Genomic DNA, 21,310 nt, shown 5'->3' on the forward strand with positions numbered 1-21,310 from the left:
TCCCCTAGGGGGTGTCTTTCCGATCATCCGATCGTTGGGCTGGTCGTGAGGGATGGGGAGATGACTGACGCCGCGTGGGCGGTGATCGAGCCGTTGTTGCCGCCTGCGGGTCGTGCCCGGGGCAGGTGGCGGGATCACCGCCAGGTGCTGGAGGGCATTGTGTTCAAGTTCCGTACCGGGGTGCCCTGGAGGGATCTGCCGGAGCGGTTCGGGCCCTGGCAGACCGTGCACGGACGTTTCGCCCGCTGGGCTGCCGACGGAACCTTCGACCGGCTTCTGGCCGCGGCCCGGCAGCGGGCGGAGGTGGACTGGCTGGTCGCGCTGGACTCCACGATCGTGCGGGCCCATCAGCACACCGCGGCCAAAGGGGGCTCGAGGAACGCGGCCTCGGACGCTCCCGAGGCGGGCTGACCACCAAGATCCACCTGGCCTGCGACGGGCGGGGCCGCCCCCTGGCGTTCACGGTCACAGCCGGCACCCGCAACGACTGCACCCAGGCCGAGACGGTCATCGACAAGATCCGCGTCACCCGGCCCGGGCCGGGACGGCCTCGCGTCCGCCCGGAGCGGGTGGTTGCCGACAAGGGCTACTCGGCCCGGACCTTCCGCGCCTACCTGCGCAGACGCGGCATCAAAGCGACCATCCCCGAACGCGTCGACCAGCTCGCGGGCCGACGCCGTCGCCGCGAACGGCCCTGTGGCTTCGACCGAGCCGTCTACCGGCGCCGCAACGTCGTTGAGCGCTGCTTCCACCGCCTCAAGCAGTGGCGCGGCATCGCCACCCGCTACGAGAAACAGCCCGGCCGCTACCTCGCCGCCATCACCCTGGCCAGCACACTCATCTGGCTCCAGACGTGATCGACAAGACGCTGCCTAGAGGTGCGGCGGCCGGTGTGCCTTCTGCGGCGTGAGACGGGGCCGCAGGACGGACCGCGCGGGGCGTGAAGAGCAATTTCTTGGGCTTACAGTGCCCGACCGCGGCATCTGATCCACAGCCGCAGTTCGACAACGACGCCTACGCCGGCCACCTCTGGCCGTCCGCCAACCCTTCGCCAGCGACACCTACTGGCCCGACAGCGACGTCGGCGAAGAACCGGGCCGCCGCCGCGCCGATGCCCGACGAGGCGCCGGTGACCATGACGACCTGGCCACTCACTGCGTAGGTTCGGCATGGCGTTGACGGTGGCAAGCCAGCGGCGGGGGAGCGGCCTGATGAAGGCCGTGTGACGGTGCCCGCGGCTGGGGTTTTGCTCACCCAGTTCACCGTCGCCATCCACAACCAGGTCCTCATGGCTGTCGTGCCGGTCCGCTTCAGCGCCGATCCGCATCGGCTACGCGAGGCGCTCGCCCCCCCCGGGCAGGAACTTGACCCCCAACTCGACGCGTTCAGCCAGCACGGCATCCCGCGAAACAAGATATTCAGCGAGAAGATCAGCACCCGGGTACGGTCCGCCTCCCGTTCGAGAATGCGCTCCGCACCGCGCGAATGTTAACGAGTTGGTGCGTGATAGCGGGTGAAGGCGTCCTGCCTGGCCGGTGGCATGATCAGTGTGTGGCGATCATGGTCAATCGAACGGTGCTGGCTCATCGGCTGCTCACGGGGGTCTCTCGGCGTCATCTCGCCTGCTTGGTTGAGGAGTTGGCTGTGTCGTGGCAGGCCGGCGTCGAGGGTCGTCGCCATGCTGCACGAGGTGGAGCCAGGAAGCGGGCCGCGGGTGCCGGCGCCCGTCACCAGCTGGTTTTCGTCGACCGGTCTCGTAGCCACGCTGATCCATCTGCGGCACGACCTGCCGCCCGCGGTGCTGGACCTGCTGTTCGGCGTCGACCGCTCCATCATCACCCGCGCGATCACAGAGATACGTCCGCTCCTTGCTGATCGGGGGTGCGCGGTCCCCGACCGCCCCGGCCTGCGGTTACGGATACTGGCGGACGTGTTCGCCTACGCCCAGGCCGAGGGCATTGAGCTGCGCCTGGACGCCACCGAGATCCAGGTCCGCCGGCCACCGGCCGGTCGTGGCGGACGTCGCGGGTTCGTCGCGGGCAAGAAGAAACAGAACATGATGAAGGCCACCGTCATCGCCGACTGGCGGGGCCGCACGCATCGACCGACGCCCTGCGGCCTCGTCGTATGCACGATGCTACGGTCGCCCGCAACGAAGGCATAGCCGTCTGCTTCCAGCACTTCCCCGACGTCGAGGTCCTCCTGAACGACGGCTACCTGGGCCTGAGCCGCGACCACCGCGGGCAAGCGATCACACCGCCCAGAAAACCGCGGCCGGGAGCACTGCCCGGCAGAGTCCAGCAGTGGGAACGCGACCGCCACGCTCACTCCTCCGACCGCATCACCGTCGAACACGCCCTCGCCGACCACAAACGCTGGAAGCAACTGACCCGCTGGACCCACCGCCGCGACCGCCTGCCCGACACTTACCGCGCCATCGCCGGCCTCGTCTCCGACCGCACCATCAACGCCTAAAAGCGGCTACGACCGGGCCAAACACGACCCACCCACTATCACGCACCAACTCGTAAAGGCGCACGATCATCAACCTTGCCACCTAGCGGAAGCTGGATTTGGCGGCCGCCAGGTGGTGCACCGTCAGCTCACCCTGTTGTGCCTGCTGCAGCTTCCGGCGCAGGCACCTATTCGCTGAGTGCCGAGAGGTCCGGCAAAGTCATCTCCGCCCAGATCACCTTGCCCTGCGGGGTGTATCGGGTGCCCCAGCGATCGGTCATCTGTGAGACCAAGAACAGGCCCCGGCCTCCCTCGTCGGTTGTTGCGGCGTAGCGCAGATGCGGTGAGGTGCTGCTGCCGTCGGCCACCTCACAGATCAGCACACGGTCACGGATCAACCGCACGTGAATGGGGCCGGAGCCGTAGCGGATGGCATTGGTGATGAGCTCACTCAGCACCAGTTCCATGCCGAAGCCCAGTTCCGCCAGGCCCCACTCGTCAAGCTTGCCGGAGACCATGAGGCGCATCCCTGATACAGCTGCCGGGTCCTGCGGCACGTCCCAATCGGCGACGTTCCCCGGTGGCAGCGCCCGGGTACGAGCGATCAGCAGTGCCACGTCGTCCCTAGGACGCTCGGGTAGCAGCTCGTCCAGCACCGCCTGGCAGCTCTCCTCCGGCAACCGGTCGGGATGCCCTGAGAGCGACTGGCGCAGCAGTTCAAGGCCCTCATCTAGGTCCCGCGTGCGGTCTTCGATGAGGCCGTCGGTGTACAGCACGAGCTGGCTGCCCTCCGGCAGCTCCAACTCAGCCGTCTGGAACGGCATACCGCCCAGGCCCAGTGGTGGGCCCGCGGGTACCTCGGGAAAGAGGGCGCTGCCATCGGGCTGGACCAGCGCGGGCGCCAGATGTCCTGCGCGCGCCATGGCACAGCGGCGCGTCACCGAGTCGTAGATTGCGTATAGGCAGGTGGCACCAACGATTTCAGCCGAATCCGAGCACGCCTCATCCTGGTCGATGCGGCCGACGAGGTCGTCCAAGTGGCCGAGCAATTCGTCGGGCGGCAGGTCGAGCTTGGAGAAGTTGTGCACCGCGGTCCGTAGTCGGCCCATCGTCGCGGCGGCGTGCAGCCCGTGCCCGACCACGTCGCCGACGGCTAGCGCCACCCTGCTGCCCGGCAGCGGAATCACGTCGAACCAGTCACCGCTCACCCCGGACTGCGCTGGCAGGTAGCGGTAGCCGACGTCAAGGGCGTTTTGTTCCGGCAGTGCCCGCGGGAGCAGGCTGCGCTGTAGGGTGACGGCCAGCGCATGTTCGCGGGTGTAGCGGCGAGCGTTGTCGATGCTCACCGCGGAGCGTGCCACCAGCTCCTCCGCGAGCGACAGCTCCTCCTCATCGAAGGGGTCCTGCTTGGAGCGGTAGAAGTTCGCCATGCCCAGGATGACGCCACGAGCTTTGATCGGGGCGGTGATGAGCGAGTGGATACCGTAATCCATGATTTGCTGCGTGCGGCACGGGTCCTGTGCGTGCCAGCCATGCGCGGTCGACAGGTCGCGCACCAGCTCGGACCGGCCGACACCGTAGCTGCGGGCCTGTGGAGTGGACGGCAGGAAGTCGATCAGCCGGCCCTGCTCATAGAGCGGATGGTCGTCGCGGATACCGCGCACGACCACGCGCCGCATGTCAGTCGCCGTGGGGGTGGGCTCCTCGCCTTGCAGCACGGTGTCAGATAGGTCCACGGTGACGAAGTCGGCAAAGCGAGGTACGGCGACCCCAGCCAGTTCGTCAGCGGTGCGGACCACATCGAGGGTGGTGCCGATGCCAATACCGGCGTCATAGAGAAGCTCTAGCCGCTCTCTGGCGACCTTCGCGCGTCCGGAGACCATCTGCAGCTCGGTCGAGTCGCGGAGCGTGGCCACGGTCCCCTTGGGGCCTTCGCCGCGGTCCGTGGGCCGCTGGTTGACCGCCAGCAGCCGCCCTCCAGCAAAGTGCAGCTCGTCGTCGGTATTACGGCCGGAAGTAAGCAGCTCCACCGTCGCCGGGTCGAGGCCGGTCAGCTCGCTAACGTTGCGACCCTCGACATCGGACGGCAGGTCCAGCAGGCGTCTGGCCTCATCGTTGGCGAGCAACAGTCGCTGGTCGTCGTCAATGATGATCACGCCCTCCCGCACGGAGTGCAGTACCGCGTCGTGGTGCTCGTACATGCGCCTCATCTCGTCCGGAGCCAGGCTGTGAGTCTGCCGCCGCAGCCGCCTGCCCATCAGCGCCGTGCCACCGGTCGACATCAGGAGCGCTCCCGTACCGGCGCCCAGAATGATCGGAAGTTGCTGGTTGACCTCGCTGGTGACGTTCTTGACCTTGAGGCCGGCTGAGACCAGGGCGATCACCTTGCCGACGTGGTCCCGGACGGGCACCGTCGCCTGCATTTCGTGGCCCAGCGGGCCGTACACGCTCTCCGTGTAAACCCGGCCGGCCAAGGAAGGGCCGATCCGGCCCACAAACTGCTTGCCGATCCGGTTCGGTATCGGATGGGTATAGCGAACGCCCCTCTTGTCCATCACCACGATGAAGTCGACGCCTGCGGCCTTGCGCCCCGCCTCGGTGAGCGGCTGGAGGACCTCGGATGGGTTGGACCCGGCCAGCGCCTGCTGGACGCCCGGCGAGTGAGCGAAGGTCTGCGCAACGGCTACGGACCGGTGCTTCGCTTCCGCGGCCAGGTCCCGTTCCGACTGAAGCACGAGAGCGATGACAGCGCCCACCACAAGGAGAATTACTAGAACCGCCTGAAGGAGGACGGCTTGTCCGGCGACGCTGCGTGAGCTCTTGCTGACCATCAAGTGCCTAGACAAGCGCCCGGAACGTCCAACTTGGCGTGACATATGACATTTTTACACCGACCGAGTGACGTATGGCTAGGCCCTCCCAGCCCTGGCATCAGGCCGCGCCGTGGGCTGCACGGGGTCAGCGGCTGCATCACCCTGGCCGACGAGGTCGACGACGCCGGGATGCGTGCTTTCCAGGCACCAGGCTTCGAGGAGGCCGATGCCGCTGTACTGGGGCAGGGTCGGGGAGACGGCACAGCGGACTTCGGACAAGGCACCGTTGCACCGATGACGGGGCCTGCTTCCGAGGCGCTGCCGTCGGTGAGGCTCAGCTCTCGCCGTCCGGACAGGGCGACGGCTGCCAGAGCGCGGCCCCAGCGGATGGCAGGCGAGTAACCGACGTGGCTCGCATTGAGGCCCAAACGTGCGAGCCGCCCACCGGCGCAGTCGTCCAGGTCCACCACTCGGCACGGCGCAACTCGGCCAGTGAAAGCAGCGAGCAGATGCGGTCCGACGCCCACCTCACTACAGTGAGGGCCTGCGCCTCGTCGAGTTGGGCGAGGGCTTGTGCGAGCCCGGCGCCGGCTGGTCACCGCTCTTTCCCGCAGGGTCCGGGCCAGTCCACGCTCAAGCGGCAGGGCCCTGAAAAGGGTCTCGGCCGCGATGAGCCTTCGCATGGTTGTTTCCCTCAGCACGCCTTGCTGGCGTAGCAGAATTCCTAGGTACTCCAGGGCGTTGCCCTCGCCGTGCTCGTCGCCCAAGCTGGAAGAGAGCGAACGCTTCCCTGAAGCACTCCGCGGTCCTGCCCGCGTTACTGACGCTGATACGCCGAAGTTGCGCAGCAGAGCGGCACGGGCCCGGCCATCCCCCCAGACGGTTGGCCGCATCCAAAGCGAGCTCGTGCACCTGGCTGCTGATGTCCCAGCGCCGCTGGTGCTCAAAAGCGACACTCATCGCGTCGGTGATCTCCCAGCACAGTTCCCACCACCCGCGAGCCTGGGCATGGGCGACAGCTGCGACCCGCACGGCTTCGAACCACTCAACGGCTTCCCACACATTTCCCGCCACAGCGTCGCCCGGCGGCAATCCCGGACCGACCCGTCACGGCCGCTGTGCTGGATACCGGCCGGCCGTAACCGAGCGTCGGCTACGTCGGCCGCGCTGAGCAGGGCGCCCAGCAGACGCCGCACGGAGCGGTCGGCCTCGTCCGCGGGATGCTCGGCCGCCCTCTCCTTGGAATACCCGCGCGCGAGATCGTGCAGCACAATGCGCTGGCCCTCTGACTTGCCGCGCCTGCACCAGCTGCGCCAGCGGCAGTCCCTTAAGGCACGCGTCGGCCGCATCGGCGACCACGTCCAGCAAGGGCGACGGCGCCCAGGCCGGCAGGTCGGGAGTGTCCAGGGCCGACAACAGCCTGAATGCACGCTGCTGCAACGACGGGAGCGCCTGATAAGCGGCGAGAAGACCGCAGAACGCTGCGCTCGCCCAGGCTGAGCACAGCCAGCCGCCGGTGGTCGTCGGTGAGATCGCGGGCGAAGGAGCCCGCGGTGCGCGCGGGAACGTGGCCAGCCATGCCCCCGCGATGCGCAGGGTCCGCGGTAGCTCGCCGTACAGACGGACTACGTCCCGACCCGATTGGGGATCCTCGTCCACCCGGTCCGCACCACCGATCCGGCTCCTGGACAGTCATCGACCGCTCCCGTCCTGCGCTGTCGCATCCGCGCCGTCCTTGAACGCGCTACCGCCGCCCCGACGTCGGTTATGCCCAGAACGCCTACACACGGCATCTGGCCGCTCTTTCGACGACCACCGAAGACGGCTCCTGTAGCCCCTGCCGACGGCACAGCGGTCACCGGCAGAGACACACTCGAGACCGCCGGGGGCAGCGCATGGGGAAACAGGCGTCCTCCGTAGCGAGAGCCCATGTTGAACGGGGCATGCACGGCCAATCTGGGGTTCGGCACATCTTCGGAAGGGCTTGGAGCAACACGAATCGACTGTCGTTAACTGTCGAGGCTGCCCGCACCCTGAGGCGGTAACACTGAGCGTTTTCAGGGTGGCCACTGATCGGGTGACGCCGATGAGGTCGAGGTGAGGGCCGCAACGCACAAGGCTAGGCTCCCGTGCCGTTGGGGGAGGTGTTCGAAGTCTCAACCCATCGGCACAGAAGCCCTGTTGGTTCCCTTTCCTGCCGCACTCGACCTCCCGCATGGCCTCGTCGAGTGTGTCACGATGCTCATCGTGCCCGTGAGGGTGACCGACGGTGCAAACTCCCGCCGCACCAGCGGGCGCTCGTTGCTCTGGTGTACCTGCGCCGCCACGACACTCTCACCCGGATCGCCTCCGGCTTCGGGATATCCGTCGGCACCGGCCACGGTGTCTGTCGCCGCCGTGGCCGGCCTGCTCGCCGACCGCGCGCCGGGCCTGCTCAAGACTCTGCGCGAGCACGATCCGGAGTTCGTCCTGCTGGACGGGACCCTCGCCGAGTGCGACCGCGTCGGCGACAGCCGGGCCGACTACTCGGCCAAGCACCGCCGGCACGGCGTGAATGTCCAGGTCGTCACTGACCCCGCGGGCGAGGTGCTGTGGATCTCGCCCGCGCTGCCGGGCCGCACCCACGACCTGACCGCAGCCCGCGCCCACCTCATCGTCCTAGATCTGCGAGCGTCAGGGCGTCCCCATCCTCGCCGATCGCGCCTACCAGGACGCCGGCCCCTGGGTCACCACCGGACTGAAGCAACCACCGGGTGGTGAACTCACCCTCACCCAGCGCGCTGTCAATCGGGCCCTGGCCGCGGCGAGAGCACCGGTCGAACGCGGCATGGCACGGCTGAAGTCCTGACAGATCTTCCGCAGGTCCCGGACCAGCCCCAACCGCATGACCGTCATCACCAAAGCCGTCCTCACCTTGGAGAGGCAACGCTGAAAACGCTCACTGAGCCTCTTTCATCCTGAATAGTTACAGGTCAGTAGGGTGTGGACGGCTTGGATGATGGTGCCGATGCGGCGGGTGGAGCATCGGGCTCGGCGGAGGATTTGCCAGGACTTGAGCTGTGCGAAGGCGCGTTCACCAGGAGCTCTCAGCCGTGCGTGGTCGCGGTTGAACTGCTGGTAGTGCTCGGGTTGTTCGCGGTGGTTCTTGTACGGAGTGCGGACGGTGGCGCCGGCGCCCTGGTAGGCGCGGTCGGCCAGGACGAGGATCTGCCGTGTCAGGCAGGCTTGGATGATGCCGTGGGCCCGAGCCGCGGTCAGATCATGGGTGCCGCCAGGCGTTGCGCGGGAGAACCACAGGGGTGTGCCGTCAGGGCGGGCGATGACCTGCACGTTCATGCCATGCCGGCGGTACTTCATCGAGTAGTACGGCTCGTCCGCACGGATGCGGTCGATGGAGGTCAAGGTGCCGTCAACGATGACGTGGTCGCCTTCACCGAGGCCGGTGAGGGCTTCGTAGAGGCTGGGCGCCCAGCCGGCCAGGACGTCCAGTGTCTCGTCGACATAACGCCAGACGGTGGCCTGGGATATCCCGAAACTGGCTCCGAGCTGCGAGAACGTCTCGTTCTCCCGCAGATGGACCAGCGTGAGCAGAGCCTGCTTGAAGCGGCCGAGCTTACGCCATCGGGTGTTGTGAGCTCGATGGCGCTCGTGAAGCAGCCAGGCAACGTGCTCAACCACCTCGTGCGGGACGTCAAGCGTGGCAGGATACGGAACCACCAGGGCCCCTTCGGTCGCCAACGTGTTGAGTGAGATCACCACGCCAACGACCAGGGGCCCTGCCTCGTCACCACACCCGCTGACCAGCCCATTTCACCCTCCAGCACAGGATGAAAGAGGCTCACTGAAACGCTCAATCAGTAAGTGGAGCAGGCAGGCTCCACTCCATCCTTACCGGGTGAACGCCCAGTGGTGTAGGCGCGAGTCATCCACCTCTGCAGGTGTGGAGCCTGAGCCAACAGCTGGCGGTGGGCGCGGACCGCATGATGGTGCAAAGCCTCTGCTACGGGCGCCTCGACGGCTTCCTGACGCCAGACGAGAAGATTTCGCTGCCACAGAGGGTCTCCTGCCAAAGGCTTAACCAAGACTCCGTCGATGGGACACAAGGTGGGTTGAACGGCTGTCACCCCCAGACCTCTGGCGATCATCGTCTGCAGCTGATCGAGTAGATGAAACTCGTGAGTCTTAGCGGGAGTGAAACCAGCGGCATGGCACGCATCATAAAAGGCTCCAGGCCAGCCCGCCCCGTCGTCCGAGGAGACGAACCAAGTGTCCTCGCTTAGCTCCTCCAGCGGCACCTCGATGCGGTGTGCCAGTGCGTGGTCGGCGTGTATCGCCACGAAGACCGGAACGGTGTTGATGGCGCGGTGCGCGAGGGCTGCGGAATGTTTCATCGGCTGTCCGGGATAGTCGACGCCCAGTGCGGCATCGAGTTCTCCGGCTTCCAGAAGCCGGAGAAGCTCGCTGGTGGCATACACGCTGTGAACGGAGACCGTCAGGTCCGGGCAGGTATGACGAAGAGTGTCCAGCAGTGCCGGTACTACTGGTGTGTTGGTGGCGCCCAGCCGAATCGTACTGGCTGCGGCGGTCATGCGGTCCGTGTGCCGTCGTGCAAGGGCATCGGCACGGTGAAGGATCTCGCGGGCTTGGCTTACCACATCTGCCCCGTAAGCGGTCAAACCCATGCCGGTGCTGCTGCGAACAAACAGTCCTTCACCCAGGAGTCGCTCGATACGGCGGAGCTGTGTGCTCAGTGCGGGCTGGGTGAAGCCCAGTGAGGCAGCTGCCCGGCCGACGCTGCCAGAGTCCGCTATTGCGCACAGCACACGCAGATGACGCAGCTCCAGTTCCATCGGTACACCTCGTCGTGTCGCGGAAGCAGCGGCCATTATGCGCACGAGTGCCAGCCCCTAGACAAACGGTGCTTGGCATGCGCGAGGTATGGCCGTACGGCCTGGCCGACGAGCCCACTGCAGTCACCGAAATTATGCCCTCTCCACCTTTTTTCTTATGCCCTCACCAGTTGTCCTGGCGGAGTGGCCCCTGGAACTGTCCCCTGTGCGTCCTGCTTGCGTCCAGGAGCGTGGGCCCGCACGCCGTGAAACCTGCACCGCTGCGGCACAGCGTTCTGCCTGTGGAGTGCTCGCGTGCCGCAGCGCCAGCGGGTCCGATCCGTGCTGAGCGCCTCGTGCCCAAGGAGAAACACTGTGCCTCACTCCCAGATCCGCTTCACTGTCGAAGCGACTGCAGCTGCGGTTCACAGTGCTCGCCACCGTGTCTCCAGGGCGGTGAGGTCGTGGACTGCGCCATCTGACGACGAGTTGTCCTTCCGGCTGGAACTGGTCGCTTCGGAGCTGCTCACCAACGGCCTCGAGCATGCAGGGGGGCCCATGTTGGTCGAGATGGTGCTGGACGCGGGCCTCCTTGTGATTGCGGTCCACGATGGCAGTTCGGCAAAGCCCCAACCCTGTGACGCAGACGTCGATGACGAGCGAGGGCGTGGTCTTGCGCTGATCGAAGGTCTCTGTCTGTTCCAAGGATCTGACCGCACCACCGCCGGCAAGCGCTGTTGGGCGGCTCTGCCGGCGGCATCTTTACTCAGACCGGAAGCCAGCGAGTTACTGCACGATACTCAGGACGGCGGAACCGAGGCAGACCGGGCGCGCTGGTCGGTGACTCCCGCCGCAGAGAAGCTGTTATCGAGCTTTTTCCCGTCGATATGATGCCGCAGCTTTCGCAGAGAAGTCGAAACCTGGATATCCAGCTGATGAGACAGAAACCTTGACAAAGAGGTGCACCTATGAGTGATTCGCTGCAGAATTCTATTGTCACCGCAGAGGCGGATGAGAACCGCAAGCGTAAAAACGGTTTGTACCGGCAGGTAAGCGCCGAACTCGCCGACAACATGAAGCAGGGCTGGGCAGATACCGAACGCCGCGACCTCAAACCGATCGCACAGGCGGCATACACCGCGCGGCGCAGGCTGGAGCTGTCCGCACGCTTTCCCGATGAACTGCTGGTGATACCGGCCGGCAGGACGAAGGTCCGTGCCAACGATACGTCTTATCCCTTCAGGGCCTGTTCGGACTACGTCTACCTGACGGGTGACCAGTCCCCGGGCGCTGTGCTAGTCATGGAGCCGGGACAGTACGGCGGGCACCGGGCGACCATCTACATGCTTCCGCGTTCCGATCGTGAGACGGGTGAGTTCTGGCTCGACTATCACGGTGAACTCTGGGACGGGCGCCGGAACAGTCTGGCCGAGAACGCGCAATTGCTCGGCCTGCCCTGCCTCGACGTGCGCACGCTCACCGATCGACTCAGGCCATCTACCGCCCCGGTGCGTCTGTTGCGGGGCTGCGACGCAGACATCGATGCAGTGGTGGGCACCGAGGCCGGATGTGAGGGCGACGAGGAGTTCCGCGTCGTGCTCTCCGAGATACGCCTGGTCAAGGACGAGTTCGAGATCGCCGATCTCCGCTTCGCCTGCGAGGCCACTGCGCTCGGCTTCGAGGACGTTGTCCGCGCCCTCGCTACCGCGGAGCCGACTGCCGAGCGCCTGATAGAAGGAACATTCTGGACGCGTGCACGCATTGAGGGGAACGACGTCGGCTACTCATCGATCTGTGCTGCGGGTTCTCACGCCACAACCCTGCACTGGGTCCGCAACGACGGCGAAGCGCGGCCCGGTGATCTCCTGCTACTCGATGCCGGCGTAGAGACCCGCAACCTCTACACGGCCGACGTCACACGCACCCTGCCTGTTGACGGCCGCTTCACCGCGGTACAGCGGAAGGTCTATGACGCGGTATACGCGGCGCAGGAGGCTGGCATCGCCGCGGTCAAGCCGGGGGCTGCTTTCCGTGACTTCCATGACGCGGCACAGCGGGTACTGGCCGAGTACCTCGCCGCCTGGGGCCTGTTCGGGGACCGATCGGCGCACGAGGCCTACGAACTTGGGCTGCAGCGACGATGGACACTCGCCGGCACCGGTCACATGCTCGGCCTGGACGTCCACGACTGCGCCAAGGCGCGGACCGAAACCTATGTGGACGGCACGCTGGTACCAGGCATGGTGCTCACCGTTGAGCCCGGCATCTACTTCCAGCCCGACGATCTGACGGTTCCTGCCGAATACCGCGGCATCGGCGTGCGTATCGAGGACGACATCCTCGTAACCGAGGAAGGCAACGAAAACCTGTCCTGCGGTCTTCCGCGAGAAGCAAGCGAAATAGAAATATGGATGGCCCGGTTGCGGGACTGAATTTTCCCCAAACCCTGACACCTGCACCCTTCGAGACGTGAGACAAGGCGGTTTGTTCTGTATGAGTAAGGATGAATGCCAGGCTCCGGCCGCCCCAGTGATCGACGCGTTTCTGGGAGGATGGGCGAATACAGACCTGCAAGTACCGCTCATGCCGGGATCCATATATGCGGCTGCCCGCCGCTCGGCGGTATCCAAGCGTTTCCCCGACGAAAGAATCATCGTTCCATCAGGAGGACTCAAAGTCAGAAGTAATGACTTTGATTACGCGTTCCGTCCGCACTCCGCATTCATCCACCTCACAGGGGAGGAGGGCACACAGGCAGTTCCTGACAGTGTCCTCGTCTTCGAACCCTCCCCAAGCGGACACTCGGTCACCCTATTCACCCGCCCTAGGTCGGCACGCACACCCGGCCCGAACAGTGCAGAGTTTTACAGCGATCGACGGCACGGCGAGTTCTGGACCGGCAGGCGCCGCACCCTCAACGAGACTGCGGACGCACTGGGCGTGGAGACCGCCGCATACGAGGATCTTGAACGGGCGCTAGGCGGAGCCCGTCCAACTCGTGTACTGCGCGGGATAGACCAGCGTGTTGACGCCCTGGTCGCGCCGGCGCCGCAGGCCGACGCCGAACTGGTCACCTTCCTATCGGAGTTGCGCCTGATCAAAGACGAGTGGGAGATCGATCAGATGCGCATCGCCGTCGACTGCACAGTCGCAGGATTCCACGACGTCGCTGCTGAGATGCATCGAGTGACGAGCTTTGACAGGGGAGAACGCTGGATCGAGGGCACGTTCAACCGGCGAGCCCGGCTCGGGGGGAACGGTCTGGGATTCGAGACCATCGCGGCGGCCGGAGCGCACGCCTGCGTCCTGCACTGGATGCGTAATGACGGCCCCGTGAAGGACGGAGACCTGCTACTGCTGGACGCGGGCGTCGAGTCCGACTCCTTCTACACCGGCGACATCACACGCACGCTCCCGGTCAACGGGCACTTCACCGACACCCAGCGCCGCGTCTACGACCTGGTGTTCGCGGCTCAAGCCGCGGGTATAGCCGCGCTCCGCCCCGGCGCCCGGTACCGCGAGTTCCACGACGCCGCGATGCGGGTGATCGCTGAAGGTCTTGACGCTTGGGGGCTGCAGCCGTACGGCGGGACCGCTGCGACCTCTGAGTCCGATCTCTACCGCCGGTACACCGTATGCGGCTCCGGCCACATGCTGGGTCTGGACTGTCACGACTGTGCCAGTGCCCGCAGCGAGACCTATATGGACGGCCTGCTCGAAGCCGGGCACGTTCTCACCGTGGAGCCCGGCCTGTACTTCCAGCCTGATGACCTTACGGTACCCGAAGAGCTGCGTGGCATCGCCGTACGGATCGAGGACGACTTCGTCATCACGGCCGACGGGCCCGTATGCCTGTCGTCGGAGCTCCCGCGCAGCGCGGACGGTGTAGAGGCCTGGATAGCGTCCATGCGCTGACTCACGCGGCGCTATGGTGCCACCGATGGCAGATCAAGACGGATGTGGCACACGTCAAGGTGGCTGCGGGTCCTCTCAGGCAACGTGACATTGTATAGTGGGAGGTCATTGGGCTGGATCCGTGGAGGAGCGCAGATGCCTCATCTTAAACCGCAGGCGATCTCCGTTCAGACGCACCTACGCGATCAGGTTGCCAGTGCCCTCCGATCAGCTCTCATCGCTGGCGAGCTTCGCCCAGGCGTCGTGTATTCCGCTCCCACGCTGGCAGCGGATCTCGGTGTCTCTGCCACCCCCGTGCGTGAGGCCATGCTTGACCTGGCCCGTGAGGGGCTGGTTGAAGCGGTGCGCAACAAGGGATTCCGCGTCACGGAGATGACCGACCAGGACCTCGACGAGTTCACGGAAATCCGAACGCTGATCGAGGTTCCCACCGTGGGCCGCGTCAGTGCTGTGGCTACCGCTGACCAGTTGGAGGCGCTGCGTCCCCTCGCGCAGAAGATCGTCACCGCAGCTCAAGAGCACGACGTGCTGAAGTACCTGGAATCAGATCACCAGTTTCATCTGCAGCTTCTAGCTCTGGCCGGTAATCATCACCTCGTGGAGGTGGTTGCCGATCTACGCAAGCGCTCTCGCCTGTTCGGGTTGGCGAGCCTGAACGAAACGGGACGACTAGTTGCCTCCGCTCAGGAGCACATTGAACTTCTTGATCTGATCGTAGGTGGCGAGACGCAAGAGGCCGAGGACTGTATGCGGCGGCATCTTGCCCACGTGCGCACTTTGTGGGCCGACGGCCGGGCTGAGGAGCGCAAGCTGGTTCATCGGCTCGGCAGCCGCTGAAGTGCTAACCGCCCCCATGCGGCTTTGGCGGTGCCGCGAACCGTCATAAGGAGCCTCTCTTAATGTCATGTCGCCGTATCGCCTTCAACGAGCTCGTGCACGGTAGGCAGTGAAGCGTCGAGGATGGCAGCGGGGCTCGGAGTTCACATCTGCCGTGCCGACGTCAGGTCCGCGGTCTGTTGAAGGGACAGCAGGCTGGCGACGGCTTGGACGATGTCACTCATGTGCTCGCGGCGGCCGAGATGGCGGGCCAGGGCCTGCCAGTTCTTCAGGCCGCCCGCTTCCGCGGCCGGGACGCAAGCTTGGCCTGATGCCGTTCATGCCACAACGGGCCCAGCTCAGCCACCAGTTCAGCGATCACATCGGCCGAAAGACCCGTGATTCTCCGATTGCTGACGATCGCTGCACGAGCTACGTTCCCCACCACACGACCATGATCGACGATCAAAAGCTCGACACCTCACCGCCTACGGTGCACGAGCTCGTAAAGGGTGTTGCACAAGGCCGTGAGCTGGGCATCTCCCTGGTATGGCCGCGGTGTTACGTGCTGAACGGGTGTGGGTGGAGACGTTCACGGGGCTGCGGATGACGCATTTTTTGCGTCTGTTGGAGGTGGTGCGGGGGCGGGGCGGCAACGGCACGCTGCGGGGCCGGCCGTGGTCGTTGCCGCTGGCTGAGCGGGTGCTGATGGTCGCGGTGTACGACCGTACCAATCTGACCATGCGGCAGCTGGGCCCGTTGTTCGGCGTCTCCTCGTCCACCGTCTGTGTTGTGATCCAGCGGCTGGGACCGCTGCTCGCGCTCGAGCCGCTCCGCAGACGCCCCGGACCGGCTGTGGATCGTGGACGGCACCCTTATCCCGGTGCGCGACCGAGGCGTGGGTGCCTCCTCACGGAACTACCGGTTCTCTGCAAACGTACAGGTCATCGTCGACGCAGAGACCCGCCTAGTGGTGGCGGCCGTCCGGCCTGTGCCTGGCAACACAGCCGATGCCAGAGCATGGTGCAACTCCGGTCTGGCCGATTACTGCCACGGTGTGACCGTGCTCGGCGACGGCGCCTACATCAACACCGGCCTGATCGTCCCGCATCGCAAACGCCCCGGACGACCACTGCTGAAGGGCGAGGAAGAGGACAATGCCGCCCACCGTAAGTCCGTGCACGCGTTGAGCACGTCTTCTTCCGGATGAAGAACTACAAGATCCTCCGCGACTGCCGCCAACGCGGCGACGGCCTGCACCACGCGATCCAGGCCGTCGCCCGCATGCACAACCTCGCCCTCGCCGCGTGACCGCCAAGCTCAGCCGCCCGCTTCAGGCTGCTTGATCACGGCCTTGTGCAACACCCTTTACGAGCTCGTGCACCGTAGGCGGTGAGGTGTCGAGCTTTTGATCGGCGATCATGGTCGTGTGGTGGGGAACGTAGCTCGTGCAGCGATCGTCAGCAATCGGAGAATCACGGGTCTTTCGGCCGATGTGATCGTTGAACTGGTGGCTGAGCTGGGCCCGTTGTGGCATGAACGGCATCAGGCCAAGCTTGCGTCCCGGCCGTGGAAGCGGGCGGTGGGCGCCGGGGCGAAGCACCGGCTCGTGTTCGTCGACCGGCTCCTGGCCACGCTCGTGCACCTCCGGCACGGGGCCACGCACGACGTGCTGGCCTGCTGGTTCGACGTGGACCGCTCCACCATCACCCGCGCCATCGGCGAGGTGCGGCCGCTGCTCGCCGAGCGAGGATGCACCGTGAGCCCCGGCGTGCGGCTACGGACTCTGACCGAGGTCGTCGACCATCTCGGTGCCAGCGGGAAGACCGGGATCATCGACGGCACCAAGATCCGGGTCCGGCGGCCGGCCGCAAGGACCGGGACAAGTTCATCTCCGGCAAGGGCAAGCAGAACGCCGTCAAGACCATGGTCCGCACCGACGCGGATGGCCGGCTCCTGTTCTGCAGTCCGGCCAGGCCCGGAAGCTGCGCGGACATCACCCACGCCCGCCAGTTAGGGCTGGTCAGTCTCCTGGCCAACGGTCCCGCCATGGAGATCCTCGCCGATGCCGGCTACCAGGGCCTGGGTGCGCAGACCGGCGGCCGGGTGGTCACACCTCCGCATCGCAAGTTCAGGAAGAACGCCCGGACTGGTACGAGGAAATGCACGAGCGGCAGCGCAAAGCGCACTCCTCACGACGTGTCCGGGTCGAGCACGGCATCGCGCACCTGAAGAACTGGCAGGCCCTGGCCCGCCATCTCGGCCGCCGCGAGCACATGAGTGACATCGTCCAAGCCGTCGCCAGCCTGCTGTCCCTTCAACAGACCGCGGACCTGACGTCGGCACGGCAGATGTGAACTCCGAGCCCCGCTGCCATCCTCGACGCTTCACTGCCTACCGTGCACGAGCTCGTTAGGCGACGCGTCCTGCCAGGGAACCCGAACTATGGCACCTGCGAGGCCTTGGCCCTGTGCGCCAGCCTGCTTCGTCGCCTTATTGCGTCCGAGCACGCGACGGCAGGCATGACTGCCCATGCATTGTGGTTGAAGCTGCGTGGCAAGTGGCGTCTGAGGCAGGGGGTGCCCGCCTGGCCGTACCCGGTGATGCACGCGTCGTCGAAGCCTACTGAGTCTGAGCGGGCACACTTGCGAAATGTTGGGCCGCTCTGCGTCTAGTGCCTGTCGGCGGGACACAGATCGGTAACGAGGCGCCGTAACTCTTGGCTATAAAATTTCACATTACTATGTTACCGGTCACACCTCACCGGATTTTCTTCCTCGCCTCCTTGGAGTGACCATGCCTCGTCAAACTCGTGCTCTGTCCACAGCGCTGAGCGCCTCGCTCGCACTTGCCCTGCTGGGCGCTTGTACCAGTCAGGAAGGCGGGAGCGACTCCGGTAAGCACGAGCAGCCTGGAGTCGCCACTGGCACCATCATCGGCGGCCTCCCGAAGAAGGGCGGCACGCTCACCGTGCTGTCCAACCAGGACTTCGGTCACCTGGACCCGGCCCGCAACTGGGTGATGCCGACCATGGACTTCGGTACCCGCCTGCTCTATCGCACCCTGACGACGTTCAAGGCCGCCCCCGGCGACCAGGGCAGTGGAATCGTCCCGGACCTGGCTACCGACCTCGGCAAGCCGTCCAAGGGCGGACGGGTATGGACGTTCAAGCTCAAGCCCGGCCTGAAGTACGAAGACGGCAGTCCGATCCGGGCCCAGGACATCAAGTACAACGTCGAGCGATCCTTCGCCCCCGACCTGGTCGGAGGCCCCGACTACGCCCAGCGCTACCTGGCCGATACCGACGGCTACACCGGGCCCCTGCAGGGCAAGCACCTTGACTCGATCCAGACGCCCGACGAGCGCACCATCATCTTCTCGCTGCGCAGACCGGTCGCCGAGTTCTCCTACACGGTCACGCTGCCCACCTTTTCTCCTGTGCCGCAGTCGCAGGAGAAGGGCGTGCAGTACGACCTGCGCCCGTTCTCCTCCGGGCCCTACAAGATCAAGAGCTACGCACGGGGCAAGAAGCTGATACTGGTCCGCAACCCCCACTGGGCCAAGACCACGGACCCGGTGCGCGAGGCCTACCCGGACCAGATCGTCGTGCAGATGGGGCTGAAGGGCGGTCAGATCGACGACCGCATCATTGCCAGCGAGGGTGCTGACGCTTCGTCCGTCGAGTGGTCCGACATGCAGCCGTCCAGCATCGCCAAGGTGCTGCCGCGGCCCGAGGTCAAAAGGAGGCTGGTCGCCGAGCGGACCGGCTGCACCGACATGCTCGCCCTCAACACCTCCCGGCCGCCGTTCAGCAACCTGAAGCTGCGTCAGGCGATGCAGTATGCGGTCGACAAGTCCGCCCAGGTGACCGCCAGCGGTGGACCCGCCCTCAACGACATCGCAACCCGCTACCTCCCGCCGGCGCTCACCGGTGAGGGACGCTCCAACTCGGCCTACGGGCGCTCGACCACCAGCCACGCTGACAAGGCCAAGAAGCTCCTCGCCGAGGGCGGCAAGCCCAACGGCTTCTCCACCACGATCACCGTTTCCACGGGCGACAAGACCCGAGCCGAGGCCCTCCAGCAGAGCCTTTCCCAGGTAGGCGTCCGCCTGAAGATCCAGACCGTCGACCCTTCCGTCTACTACGACACCATCGGTGACACCAAGCACGCGCCCGACATGGCCATCAACGGCTGGTGCCCCGACTACCCCTCGGGTTCCACCTTCCTGCCCTTCGTGTTCGACGGCCGGACCATCAAGGAGAAGGGCAACCAGGGCAACGTCTCCCAGTTCCGCGACAAGGCAGTGGAGAAGCGGATGGACGAGATCGCCGCGATGTCTGACGCAGCCAGCGCCGACCGGGCCTGGAACGATCTTGACATCGTCATCCAGAGCAAGTCGCCGGCCGTTCCGCTGCTGTGGAAGCGCAAGCCCCTGCTTGTCGGCGACAACATCGCCGGAGCCTTCGGCCACGGCGCCTGGACGGGGCAATTCGACTTCGCAGTGATCGGCCTGAAAGACCCGTCCAAGAGCAAGGGCTGAGGACAACGCCCCGTGGCCATCACACTGAACACCAGCACGCAGGCCGATCCGCCAGTTCTACCAGAGCACCCGCTTCGCTCGACCTCGCGCAAGCTGTGGAGCGACTGGGGCACCAGGACCGCCCTGATCGCCGTAGCACTGCTGATCCTGACCGCGCTGACCGCCCCGCTGCTCGCCCGGCTCGGCGGCTGGTCACCCACCGCCTTCGACAGCCGCGCCATCGACCCCTATCTCGGCGGCATGCCCCGCGGCTCGCTCGGCGGCATCAGCGCCGAGCACTGGCTGGGAGTCGAGCCGGCCACCGGCCGCGATCTGTTCGCGCGCGTCGTCCACGGAGCCCAGGTCTCGCTGCTGATCGCGTTCGCTGCCACGGCGATCGTCGTCGTGGCGGGAACTGCGGCAGGCATTGCGGCCGGCTACTTCGGCGGCCGCGTCGACACTGTGCTGAGCCGGCTCATGGACCTGACCATGTCCTTCCCTTCGCTCATCTTCATGATCGCCATGATGTCCGTGGCGCAGGACGTCAACCGGGTCCTGCTGATGACCGCTGTCATCGGCGTCTTCGGCTGGCCTGGCATCGCCCGCATCGTGCGGGGCGAAGCTCTCTCCCTGCGCCACCGCGAATACGTCGACGCGGCGCGCGTGGCTGGCTCGGGGTCGTGGCGCATCCTGACCCGGGAGATCCTGCCCAACATCTCCGGCCCCATCATCGCCTACACCACCCTGCTGATCCCCGGCATGATCAGCACAGAGGCAGCACTGAGCTTCCTCGGGGTAGGGGTGCGTCCGCCTACGTCCTCATGGGGTCAGATGATCGCCGAGGCCGTCACCTACTACGAGACAGACCCCATGTACTTCCTCATCCCGAGCGCCTTCCTCTTCATCGCGGTGCTGGCCTTCACGGTGCTCGGCGATGCTCTGCGCGACATCCTCGACCCACAGGGAGGCCGCTCGTGATCGCCTACCTGATCCGCCGGTGTCTCGGCGTGGCGGGCGTGCTGCTCGCCATCTGCGCCGTCACCTTCATCATCTTCTACCTCCTGCCTGCCGACCCGGCGGCAGCCGCCTGCGGCAAGACGTGCAGTCCGCAACGGCTAGCCGAGGTGCGCCATTACATGGGACTCGACCAGCCGCTATGGCGACAGTTCGGCGACTACCTCGTCGGAATCTTCGCTGGGCGTGACCTCGGCAGCGGACCGCATGCGCTGCACTGCGGCTTCCCGTGCCTGGGCTACTCCTACGACAACGCCCTGCCGGTGTGGGACTTGCTGATGGACCGGTTGCCTGTTTCCGCCTCGCTCGCCTTCGGCGCCGCCTGCATGTGGCTCGTGCTCGGGCTGGGCGCCGGCGTGACCGCCGCCCTGAAAAAGGGCGGACTGCTCGACCGCACTCTCATGGTCACAGCCGTCGCCACCGCCTCGCTCCCCGTCTACTTCACCGCCGTCATGCTCATCTACGGCCTGGTCCGCATCAGCGGCCTCCTGCCCTACCCCACCTACACCCCGCTGACCAGCGACCCGCTGGGATGGGCCACCAACCTTCTGCTGCCCTGGCTCGCACTCGCACTGCTCTACGCAGCGATGTACGCCCGCCAGAGCCGCAGCTCCATGATCGAAGCGATGGCCCAGCCCTACATCCGCACCGCCAGGGCCAAAGGCATGCCCGCACGCACCGTGGTGGTCAAGCACGGGCTGCGCTCCGCGATGATGCCCGTGCTCACCCTCTTCGGCATGGACCTCGGCGCCCTGCTCGCCGGCGCCGTCATCACCGAGTCCATCTTCGGCATCCCCGGCGTGGGCCGGCTCTTCTATGACGCCCTGCAACGGTCCGATCAGCCCGTCGTACTGGGGGTCACGCTCCTGGCCGCCTTCTTCATCGTGATGGCGAACGTCCTCATCGATCTCCTGTACGCCGTCATCGACCCGAGGGTGAGGACCTGAC

General features: G+C 65.9%; 15 protein-coding genes and 3 pseudogenes. 15 read left to right on the top strand and 3 right to left on the bottom strand.

The genetic code is table 11. The features are described 5' to 3' along the window. Positions 1 to 60 precede the first annotated feature (60 nt). From E4U91_RS36055 to E4U91_RS36070, 3 genes and pseudogenes are all read left to right on the top strand, one after another. Positions 61 to 857, top strand: a protein-coding gene (locus tag E4U91_RS36055; protein WP_419249442.1) for an IS5 family transposase whose coding sequence is annotated in 2 segments (ribosomal slippage) — positions 61 to 358 and positions 358 to 857 — 798 coding nt in all. Because the reading frame shifts where the segments join, the coding sequence is not laid out codon by codon here. 365 nt (positions 858 to 1,222) lie between these two features. Further along, positions 1,223 to 1,492: a hypothetical protein gene (locus E4U91_RS39390; protein WP_241678954.1), complete on the top strand. Its 270-nt coding sequence runs from the start codon at positions 1,223 to 1,225 to the stop codon at positions 1,490 to 1,492. A 68-nt stretch (positions 1,493 to 1,560) separates the two neighbouring features. Continuing rightward, positions 1,561 to 2,475, top strand: a pseudogene (locus tag E4U91_RS36070) (transposase). Between the two features lie 167 nt (positions 2,476 to 2,642). Here E4U91_RS36070 and E4U91_RS36075 read toward each other — a convergent pair. Beyond that, positions 2,643 to 5,285, bottom strand: a complete 2,643-nt coding sequence (locus E4U91_RS36075) for a SpoIIE family protein phosphatase (RefSeq protein WP_137311528.1) — start codon at positions 5,283 to 5,285, stop codon at positions 2,643 to 2,645. Positions 5,286 to 7,448: 2,163 nt separating this feature from the next. Between E4U91_RS36075 and E4U91_RS36080 the strand changes: the two are divergent. After that, positions 7,449 to 8,199: pseudogene (locus E4U91_RS36080) on the top strand (transposase). A gap of 20 nt (positions 8,200 to 8,219) precedes the next feature. Here the strand turns inward: E4U91_RS36080 and E4U91_RS36085 are convergent. Together E4U91_RS36085 and E4U91_RS36090 are read right to left on the bottom strand one after the other, a co-directional pair. After that, on the bottom strand, positions 8,220 to 9,026 hold the full coding sequence (locus E4U91_RS36085; protein WP_137311275.1) for a transposase family protein: 807 nt from the start codon (positions 9,024 to 9,026) through the stop codon (positions 8,220 to 8,222). A gap of 95 nt (positions 9,027 to 9,121) precedes the next feature. After that, the gene (locus E4U91_RS36090) at positions 9,122 to 10,117 is read right to left on the bottom strand and encodes a LysR family transcriptional regulator (RefSeq protein WP_137311276.1); all 996 of its coding nucleotides are present in this window, start codon (positions 10,115 to 10,117) and stop codon (positions 9,122 to 9,124) included. Between the two features lie 354 nt (positions 10,118 to 10,471). Here E4U91_RS36090 and E4U91_RS36095 point away from each other — a divergent pair, with 354 nt between their 5' ends. From E4U91_RS36095 to E4U91_RS36150, 11 genes and pseudogenes are all read left to right on the top strand, one after another. Further along, positions 10,472 to 10,987: an ATP-binding protein gene (locus tag E4U91_RS36095; RefSeq protein WP_137311277.1), complete on the top strand. Its 516-nt coding sequence runs from the start codon at positions 10,472 to 10,474 to the stop codon at positions 10,985 to 10,987. 77 nt (positions 10,988 to 11,064) lie between these two features. Further along, on the top strand, positions 11,065 to 12,528 hold the full coding sequence (locus tag E4U91_RS36100) for an aminopeptidase P family protein (RefSeq protein WP_137311278.1): 1,464 nt from the start codon (positions 11,065 to 11,067) through the stop codon (positions 12,526 to 12,528). Positions 12,529 to 12,589: 61 nt separating this feature from the next. Then, the gene (locus tag E4U91_RS36105; RefSeq protein ID WP_137311279.1) at positions 12,590 to 14,011 is read left to right on the top strand and encodes an aminopeptidase P family protein; all 1,422 of its coding nucleotides are present in this window, start codon (positions 12,590 to 12,592) and stop codon (positions 14,009 to 14,011) included. Positions 14,012 to 14,146: 135 nt separating this feature from the next. Continuing rightward, on the top strand, positions 14,147 to 14,848 hold the full coding sequence (locus E4U91_RS36110; protein ID WP_168218308.1) for a GntR family transcriptional regulator: 702 nt from the start codon (positions 14,147 to 14,149) through the stop codon (positions 14,846 to 14,848). 528 nt (positions 14,849 to 15,376) lie between these two features. Continuing rightward, a pseudogene (locus E4U91_RS36125) lies at positions 15,377 to 16,138 on the top strand (transposase family protein). A gap of 118 nt (positions 16,139 to 16,256) precedes the next feature. Further along, entirely contained in the window at positions 16,257 to 16,844 is a 588-nt protein-coding gene (locus E4U91_RS39395) for a helix-turn-helix domain-containing protein (RefSeq protein WP_241678955.1), read from the top strand. Then, on the top strand, positions 16,754 to 17,059 hold the full coding sequence (locus E4U91_RS39400; RefSeq protein WP_241678956.1) for a transposase family protein: 306 nt from the start codon (positions 16,754 to 16,756) through the stop codon (positions 17,057 to 17,059). The genes E4U91_RS39395 and E4U91_RS39400 overlap by 91 nt, the downstream gene beginning before the upstream one ends. Beyond that, positions 16,990 to 17,184 (top strand): transposase family protein, encoded by a 195-nt coding sequence (locus E4U91_RS39405; RefSeq protein WP_241679000.1) that lies wholly within the window; start codon positions 16,990 to 16,992, stop codon positions 17,182 to 17,184. The genes E4U91_RS39400 and E4U91_RS39405 overlap by 70 nt, the downstream gene beginning before the upstream one ends. A 439-nt stretch (positions 17,185 to 17,623) precedes the next feature. Further along, complete coding sequence (locus E4U91_RS36140) at positions 17,624 to 19,369, top strand: ABC transporter substrate-binding protein (protein ID WP_137311529.1); 1,746 nt, start codon at positions 17,624 to 17,626, stop codon at positions 19,367 to 19,369. A gap of 12 nt (positions 19,370 to 19,381) precedes the next feature. Further along, positions 19,382 to 20,326 (top strand): ABC transporter permease, encoded by a 945-nt coding sequence (locus tag E4U91_RS36145; protein WP_137311282.1) that lies wholly within the window; start codon positions 19,382 to 19,384, stop codon positions 20,324 to 20,326. Continuing rightward, positions 20,323 to 21,309 (top strand): ABC transporter permease, encoded by a 987-nt coding sequence (locus E4U91_RS36150; RefSeq protein WP_137311283.1) that lies wholly within the window; start codon positions 20,323 to 20,325, stop codon positions 21,307 to 21,309. Before E4U91_RS36145 ends, E4U91_RS36150 begins: the two co-directional genes overlap by 4 nt. Position 21,310: the final 1 nt, after the last annotated feature.

Origin of the sequence: Streptomyces lasalocidi (assembly GCF_005280215.1) — a bacterium.
Lineage (GTDB): Bacteria > Actinomycetota > Actinomycetes > Streptomycetales > Streptomycetaceae > Streptomyces > Streptomyces longwoodensis.

Coding starts and splice junctions, on each gene's coding strand:
- E4U91_RS36075 (WP_137311528.1), bottom strand. CDS start 5,285: ATGGTCAGCAAGAGCTCACGCAGCGTCGCCGGACAAGCCGTCCTCCTT.
- E4U91_RS36090 (WP_137311276.1), bottom strand. CDS start 10,117: ATGGAACTGGAGCTGCGTCATCTGCGTGTGCTGTGCGCAATAGCGGAC.
- E4U91_RS36100 (WP_137311278.1), top strand. CDS start 11,065: ATGAGTGATTCGCTGCAGAATTCTATTGTCACCGCAGAGGCGGATGAG.
- E4U91_RS36105 (WP_137311279.1), top strand. CDS start 12,590: ATGAGTAAGGATGAATGCCAGGCTCCGGCCGCCCCAGTGATCGACGCG.
- E4U91_RS36110 (WP_168218308.1), top strand. CDS start 14,147: ATGCCTCATCTTAAACCGCAGGCGATCTCCGTTCAGACGCACCTACGC.
- E4U91_RS39400 (WP_241678956.1), top strand. CDS start 16,754: ATGGTCCGCACCGACGCGGATGGCCGGCTCCTGTTCTGCAGTCCGGCC.
- E4U91_RS39405 (WP_241679000.1), top strand. CDS start 16,990: ATGCACGAGCGGCAGCGCAAAGCGCACTCCTCACGACGTGTCCGGGTC.
- E4U91_RS36140 (WP_137311529.1), top strand. CDS start 17,624: ATGCCTCGTCAAACTCGTGCTCTGTCCACAGCGCTGAGCGCCTCGCTC.